The sequence below is a fragment of the Nevskiales bacterium genome, assembly GCA_035574475.1.
Lineage (GTDB): Bacteria > Pseudomonadota > Gammaproteobacteria > Nevskiales > DATLYR01 > DATLYR01.
In genome coordinates, this window is record DATLYR010000112.1 from 1 (window position 1) to 6,710 (window position 6,710).

The 6,710-nt window shown below is 69.3% G+C and carries 7 protein-coding genes; 4 read left to right on the plus strand and 3 right to left on the minus strand.

Translation table 11 applies throughout. The features are described 5' to 3' along the window. On the plus strand, positions 1 to 520 hold a 520-nt coding region (locus tag VNJ47_06605; protein ID HXG28499.1), incomplete at its 5' end, for a LemA family protein. Between the two features lie 43 nt (positions 521 to 563). After that, positions 564 to 1,445: a GIDE domain-containing protein gene (locus VNJ47_06610; protein HXG28500.1), complete on the plus strand. Its 882-nt coding sequence runs from the start codon at positions 564 to 566 to the stop codon at positions 1,443 to 1,445. Here VNJ47_06610 and VNJ47_06615 read toward each other — a convergent pair. Next, positions 1,442 to 2,875, minus strand: a complete 1,434-nt coding sequence (locus VNJ47_06615) for an alkaline phosphatase family protein (protein ID HXG28501.1) — start codon at positions 2,873 to 2,875, stop codon at positions 1,442 to 1,444. The two genes, VNJ47_06610 and VNJ47_06615, sit on opposite strands and share 4 nt — an antisense overlap. A 125-nt stretch (positions 2,876 to 3,000) precedes the next feature. Here VNJ47_06615 and prlC point away from each other — a divergent pair, with 125 nt between their 5' ends. Further along, a complete protein-coding gene (gene prlC, locus VNJ47_06620) occupies positions 3,001 to 5,067 on the plus strand; it encodes an oligopeptidase A (GenBank protein HXG28502.1) in 2,067 nt (688 codons plus the stop codon). Between the two features lie 10 nt (positions 5,068 to 5,077). Further along, complete coding sequence (gene xth / locus VNJ47_06625) at positions 5,078 to 5,845, plus strand: exodeoxyribonuclease III (GenBank protein HXG28503.1); 768 nt, start codon at positions 5,078 to 5,080, stop codon at positions 5,843 to 5,845. Here xth and VNJ47_06630 read toward each other — a convergent pair. Together VNJ47_06630 and VNJ47_06635 are read right to left on the minus strand one after the other, a co-directional pair. Then, complete coding sequence (locus VNJ47_06630; protein ID HXG28504.1) at positions 5,842 to 6,246, minus strand: hypothetical protein; 405 nt, start codon at positions 6,244 to 6,246, stop codon at positions 5,842 to 5,844. The genes xth and VNJ47_06630 overlap by 4 nt on opposite strands. Beyond that, on the minus strand, positions 6,230 to 6,710 hold a 481-nt coding region (locus VNJ47_06635; GenBank protein HXG28505.1), incomplete at its 5' end, for a hypothetical protein. The genes VNJ47_06635 and VNJ47_06630, both read right to left, overlap by 17 nt.

The window sequence follows — 6,710 nt, forward strand, 5'->3', positions numbered from 1 at the left end:
CATCGTCATCTACAACCAGCTGGTCAACCTCAAGCACGCCGTCAGCAAGGCCTGGGCCAACATCGATGTGCTGCTGAAGCAGCGCCACGACGAGCTGCCCAAGCTGATCGAAACCTGCAAGCAGTACATGAAGTTCGAGCAGGAGACGCTGGAGAAGGTCATGCAGGCGCGCGCCGCGGCCAACACCGCGCGTGAGGCCGGCGACGTCGCCGGGGTCGGCGCGGCCGAAACCCAGATGCGGCTGGGGCTGGGCAAGCTGTTCGCGCTGGCCGAAGCCTACCCGGACCTCAAGACCAACCAGAGCTTCCTGCAGCTGCAGGGGCGCATCTCGGGGCTGGAAAATTCCATTGCCGACCGGCGCGAGTTCTACAACGAGAGCGTGAACAACAACAACGTGCGCATCGAGCAGTTCCCGGACGTGATCCTGGCGCGCCTGTTCGGCTTCAAGCCCGCGCAGCTGCTGGAATTCGCCGACGAGGAAAAGAAGGACGTGGACATGAAGTCCCTGTTCAGCAGCTAGCCATGCGCTTCGCGCAGGCATAGCGCCGGACCAGCACGAACGGATGCAGTTTGACGCCGACGCGGTCTTCATCCTCGGCCTGAGCGTCGCCGCGGCCTTCTATTACAGCTTCCGCTTCCTGCGCCACACCCGGCTCATCGAGGACACGCCCACCTCGCGCGTGCGCTCCGCGCACCAGGGCTATGTGGAGCTGGAAGGGGTGGCGCGCCCGATGGAACGCGAGCCGCTGTCCGCGCCGCTGACCGGCACGCCCTGCGTGTGGTGGTTCTACGAGATCGAGAAGAAAGTGCGGCGCAACAAGAGCACCTCCTGGGACACCATCGACAAAAAAACCAGCGACGCACCGTTCTACCTCGAGGATGACACCGGCCGCTGCCTGGTGAACCCGGCGGGCGCGGAGGTCGTCACCACCGACCGCCAGGTCTGGTACGGGTCCAGCGCCTGGCCCAGCGGGCCGCCCACCGGCTCCGGCCTCTTCCACTCCGGCAGCTACCGCTACACCGAGCGCCGCATCGCGCCTGACTCACGGGTCTATGCCCTCGGCCTGTTCGCCACGCGCAGCGCGCTGCAGGACGGCGCCGACGAGAACACGGCGCTGCGCGAAAAGCTGGCGGAATGGAAACAGGATCCCGCGCGGATGCAGCTGCTCGACGTGAACCGCGACGGTAAAGTGGACGTGAAGGAATGGGAAGCCGCGCGGCGCGCCGCGCTGGCCGAGCTGCAGCGCGCACGGCTGGAACTGGCGAGCGAGGGCCTGCACACCCTGTCCAAACCGCCGCAGCGCGGGCAGCCCTACCTGCTTTCCGCCGTGCTGCAGCGCGACCTGTGCCGCCGCTGGCGCTGGTACGCCGGCCTGTGCTTCGCCTGGTTCCTGGTCGGCGGCGCGCTGTTCGTCTGGCAGCTGATCGAGTATGGGCTTCTCTAGATCGGCACGCCGAAGCCGCGAATCATCTCCAGCACGCCGTTGATCTCGGCGTTGTGCGGATCCGGCGAGCCCGGGAGGGTCGCGGTGCACAGCGCGCCGTAGGGCGTGACGCGCGGCGGCAGGCCGAAGCTCGGCGCGTCCAGCCTGGGCGGATTGTCGAAGTCCAGCGCGTGCGCCATGTTGATCGAAGTCTGGTTGCGCGGACTGTCGCCCACCGGGCCCAGGCCCCAGCGCCAGCGGATCAGGTTTATCACCGAGTTCGGGTCGAATTGCAGGTGGCTGACGTGGCCGCGGCGCGCGCGCGGGCCGACCATCACGCAGGGCGTGCGGAAGCCCAACCGCCCGTCGTTGCCGATGGCGCGCTCTGCATCCGAGATCGGTGCGAACGGCGGCACGACGTGGTCGTAAAAACCGCCCCACTCGTCGTAGGTGACGATCATCAGCGTGCGCTCCCAGTTCGGGCTGGTGCGCAGCGCGTCATAGATGCGGTTCAGGAACACCTGGCCGTCGCGCACGTCGGCCTGCGGGTGGTCGTCCTGCGAGATGCCGGCCGGGCTCTCGCCGACCGCGGCGCCGAAGAACGGGTCGATGTAGGACACCGCCGGCAGCCGGCCGGCGGCGGCGTCCAGCAGGAACTGCGCGAACGGCGCCATGTGATCCACGTACTTGGTGCCCCACAGCCCCGTGGTCGGCAGGTCGTGGAAATAGTTCTTGTGCGAAATGCCGGCCGCGGTCAGATGATCCCAGATCGTCGGCAGTGTGGAGGGATCACGCTGCACGAACGGCAGGTCGTTCTGCAGGAAGTCGGTGGCGCCGGCATGAATGTACATGCGGTTGGGGAAAGTCGAGGTCAGCACGCCGTGGAAATAGCGGTCGCAGACCGTGAAGTGCTGCGCCACGCCGGCGTAGAACGGCAGGTCCTCGGCGGTGTAGTAGCCGACCGGAAAGTGATCGTTCGGATCGCTGGCCGTGCCCTCGGTCAGCAGCCAGCCGTTCATCGCGCCATTGGCGAGGTGCACGCGACCGCCGTCGTAATTGTGGTTGGGATCGGCCCAGCCGCAGCCCTGGTAGCCGTAATCGGGGTGCTGCGACAGGCGGAAGGTTTCGATCATTTCGCCGTTGACGTTGGGATAGCGCGCGCCCGCCTGCACGCCATCCGCCCCCGGCACCCAGCCCAGGAAGTGATCGAAGGAGCGGTTCTCCATCATCACCTGCACGATGTGATCGATGCCGGATTCCTCCGGCGGCGGCAGGCGACTCAGGCCGGTGCCCGGATCACCGCCCGGCAGCCCGTCGTCGCCACCGCTGCCGCTGCAGGCCGGCAAGGTCAGCGCACCGGTCGCGGCAGCCATGCCGATCAGGAATTCGCGGCGGCGGGGGTCGAAGCGGCGGCCGCTGCGCGGCAGCCGCGGAGGCGTGCGTCTAGCCATGGGGGGCGCTCTCTTGAAGTTTGTTCATTTTCAGGCAGTTGTGTTGCGCGTGCATGACGGGGCCACGCCCTGCCGGTTCACCTTATAATCCACGGACCCGGCGCTCAAATCCATCGTTGTTTTTCATGCAAGAAGCGACCGAAAACCCCCTGCTGGAACTGCTGGAGCAGGAGGGCCTGCCCCCCTTCTCCCGCATCCGCGCCGAGCATGCCGAGCCGGCCGTGGACCGCATCCTGGCCGAGAACCGCCAGGCCGTGGCCACGCTCCTGGCACGCGGCGGCCCCTGGGACTGGGACCGCCTGGCGCGGCCATTGGAGGAACTCGACGACCGCCTGCACCGCGCCTGGGCGCCGGCCGCACACCTCAACCACGTGCTCAACTCGGAAGGCTGGCGCACGGCCTACAACGCCTGCCTGGCCAAGCTGAGCGACTACGCCACCGAGCTGGGCCAGAACGAGGACTTGTACCGCGCCTGGCAGGCGCTGGCCGAGGGTCCGGAATTCGCGCAGCTCGATCCCGGCCAGCAGAAGCTGGTGCGCGACACCCTGCGCGACTTCCGCCTGTCCGGCGTGGCGCTGCCGCCGGCGGACAAGGCGCGCTTCAAAGACATCATGCAGCAGCTGTCCAGGCTGCAGAGCCGCTTCGAAGAAAACCTGCTCGACGCCACCCAGGCCTGGGAGAAATCCATCGCCGACGCGCGCGCCCTCGCCGGCCTGCCGCCTTCGGCACTGGCCCAGGCCCAGCAGCAGGCCCGCAACCGCGGACTCGACGGCTGGCTGCTGACGCTGGAGTTCCCCAGCTATCACGCCGTCATCACCTATGCCGACGACCGCGCCCTGCGCGAGGAGATCTATACCGCGTTCTGCACGCGCGCCTCGGACCAGGGGCCCCACGCCGGCCGCTTCGACAACAGCGCGCTGATGGAGGACATCCTGCGCCTGCGGCACGAGGCGGCGCGGCTGCTCGGCTACGCCAACTTCGCCGAGCGCTCGCTGGCCACCAAGATGGCGCAGACGCCGGCGCAGGTGCTGGACTTCCTGCGCGACCTCGCGCGCCGCAGCCGGCCGCGCGCCGAGCGCGAGCTGGCCGAGCTGCGCGACTTCGCACGCGCCACGCTCGACATCGGCGAGCTGCAGGCCTGGGACATCGCCTATGCCAGCGAGAAGCTGCGCCAGGCGCGCTTTCGCATCAGCGACGAGGAGCTGCGCCCCTACTTCCCGCTGCCGCAGGTGCTGGACGGACTGTTCGCCATCGTCGGCCGCTTGTACGGCGTGCGCATCGAGCCGCTGACCGGCGCCGATGTCTGGCATGCCGACGTGACCGCCTACGAAATCCGAGACGCCGAAGGCGTACGCGGACGTTTCTTTCTCGATCCCTACGCGCGCCCGAACAAGCGCGGCGGCGCCTGGATGGACGACTGCGCCGGGCGGCGGCGCGGGCGGCGCGGGCTGCAGATCCCGATCGCCTTCCTGACCTGCAACTTCACCCCGCCGCTGCCAGGACAGCCGGCGCTGCTGAGCCACGAGGAGGTCATCACGCTGTTCCACGAGTTCGGCCACGGCCTGCAGCACCTGCTGACGCGGGTCGAAACGGCCGGCGTGGCCGGCATCAACGGCGTCCCCTGGGACGCGGTCGAGCTGCCGAGCCAGTTCATGGAGAACTGGTGCTGGGAACGCGAATCGCTCGACCTGATGGCGCGCCACTGGCAGAGCGGCGCCCCGCTGCCCGAGGACCTGTACCGGCGGCTGCGCGCGGCACGCAACTTCCAGTCGGCGCTGATGATGCTGCGCCAGGTGGAGTTCGCGCTGTTCGATTTCCGGCTGCACCTGGAGTACGACCCGGCACGCGGCGGGCGCGTGCTGGAGACGGCGCAGGCCGTGCGCGACGAGGTGGCCGTCTTCCAGCCGCCGGCCTTCAACCGCTTCCCGCACAGCTTCGCGCACGTGTTCGCCGGCGGCTACGCGGCCGGCTACTACAGCTACAAGTGGGCCGAGGTGCTCTCGGCCGATGCCTACTCCGCCTTCGAGGAGGCCGGGCTGTTCGATCCCGCCACCGGGCGGCGCTTCCTCAGCACGATCCTCGAACAGGGCGGCTCGCGCGAAGCCATGGAGCTGTTCGTCGCCTTCCGCGGGCGGCCGCCGACCATCGAACCCCTGCTGCGCCACAACGGCCTGCTCGACCAGGCGGCCTGAGGATCCGCCCATGAAGATCGCGACGTGGAACGTCAACTCGCTGCGCGTGCGCCTGCCGCAGGTGCTGGCATGGCTGGCCGCCAACCCGGTGGACCTGCTCGCCATCCAGGAAACCAAGCTCACCGACGAGAACTTCCCGCGCGCCGAGATCGAGGCCGCCGGCTACCAGGTGGCCTACTCCGGCCAGAAGACCTACAACGGCGTGGCGCTGCTGAGCCGCAAGCCGCTGGCGGCCGTGCAGGCCGGCATCCCGGGCTTCGCCGACGAGCAGAAGCGCGTGCTGGCCGCGCACTGCGACGGCCTGCGCGTGATCAACCTGTACGTGCCCAACGGGCAGAGCGTGGGCTCGGACAAATACCAGTACAAGCTGATCTGGCTGGAGGCGCTGCGCGGCTGGCTCGGCAAGGAACTCAAGCAGCACCCGCGCATCGTGGTGCTGGGCGACTTCAACATCGCGCCGGCCGACGAGGACGTGCACGATCCGGTGTTATGGAAGGGCCAGGTGCTGTGCAGCGAGCCGGAGCGCGAGGCCTTCCGCGCGCTGCTCGCGCTCGGCTATCGCGACTGCTTCCGGCTGTTCCCGCAGGAACCGGGCAGCTACAGCTGGTGGGACTACCGCGCCGCCGCCTTCCGCCGCAACCTCGGCCTGCGCATCGACCACGTGCTGGCCAACGCGCCCTTCGCGCAGGCCTGCGCCGCCTGCGTCATCGACAAGACCCCGCGCACGCAGGAGCGCCCTTCCGACCACGCCCCGGTGGTCGCCGAATTCCGCGTTTAGTCACGCAGCGCCGCGCGCCGGACCGGCGGCAGCCCGGTCACGATCAGCAGCACGGCCGGCAGGAACACCAGCGGCACATCGATCCACCAGTGGCTGTGCGGCAGAAGGCCCACGGCAATCTCCGCCACGTGCACCAGCGCGTGCCCGGCATAGAACAGCGTGATGCCCCAGTGCACCGGCGCGCAGCGCTCGAGGTTGCGCAGGCACCACAGCGCGCCCAGCCCCACCACCACGAACACCACGCCGATGTCGTGCACGAAGTGCGTGTTCAAGGGCCCGGTGTCCGGCACCGCCGCCGGCACGCCCACGTACCAGCTCGCCGGCGAGGCCAGCATCCACAGCCCGTTGGCCAGGCTGCCGATGCCGAGGATTCCGTAGAACGCCTTAAGCAGACCGCGCATGGCTTGCCCTCCCGTCCGCCTGCTGCCGCAGCCAGTCCGCGGACTCACGCCACAGCGTCTCGGCGCAGGCCTCGCGGAAAAACCCGAAATGCCCGATGGCGCCGCGCGCCGGCCGCGGCACCTGGCGGCGCTCGATGCGCGCCGCCGGGTAATGGCGCAGCAGCGCCTCCACCGCCGCGGGCGGCGCATAGGCGTCGTCGTCGAAGGCATAGGACAGCAGCGGCAGCGCCAGGCGCGCGTAGCGCCGCGTGTCGAGGCCATGCGCGACATCGAACAGGTAGTCGCGGCTGCGCGCCCAGCGCGCCCACTGCGCCACCACGCCGGCGGCGACACGGGTGCTGCCCAGGCCCGTGCGCCGCGCCGGAAAATCATCGCGGCCGGCGGCCAGCAGCGGCCCCAGCAGATACCAGGTGAGCGCCAGCATCGGCCAGGCACGCGGCGGGTAGTGGCGCAGGTGCGGCGCG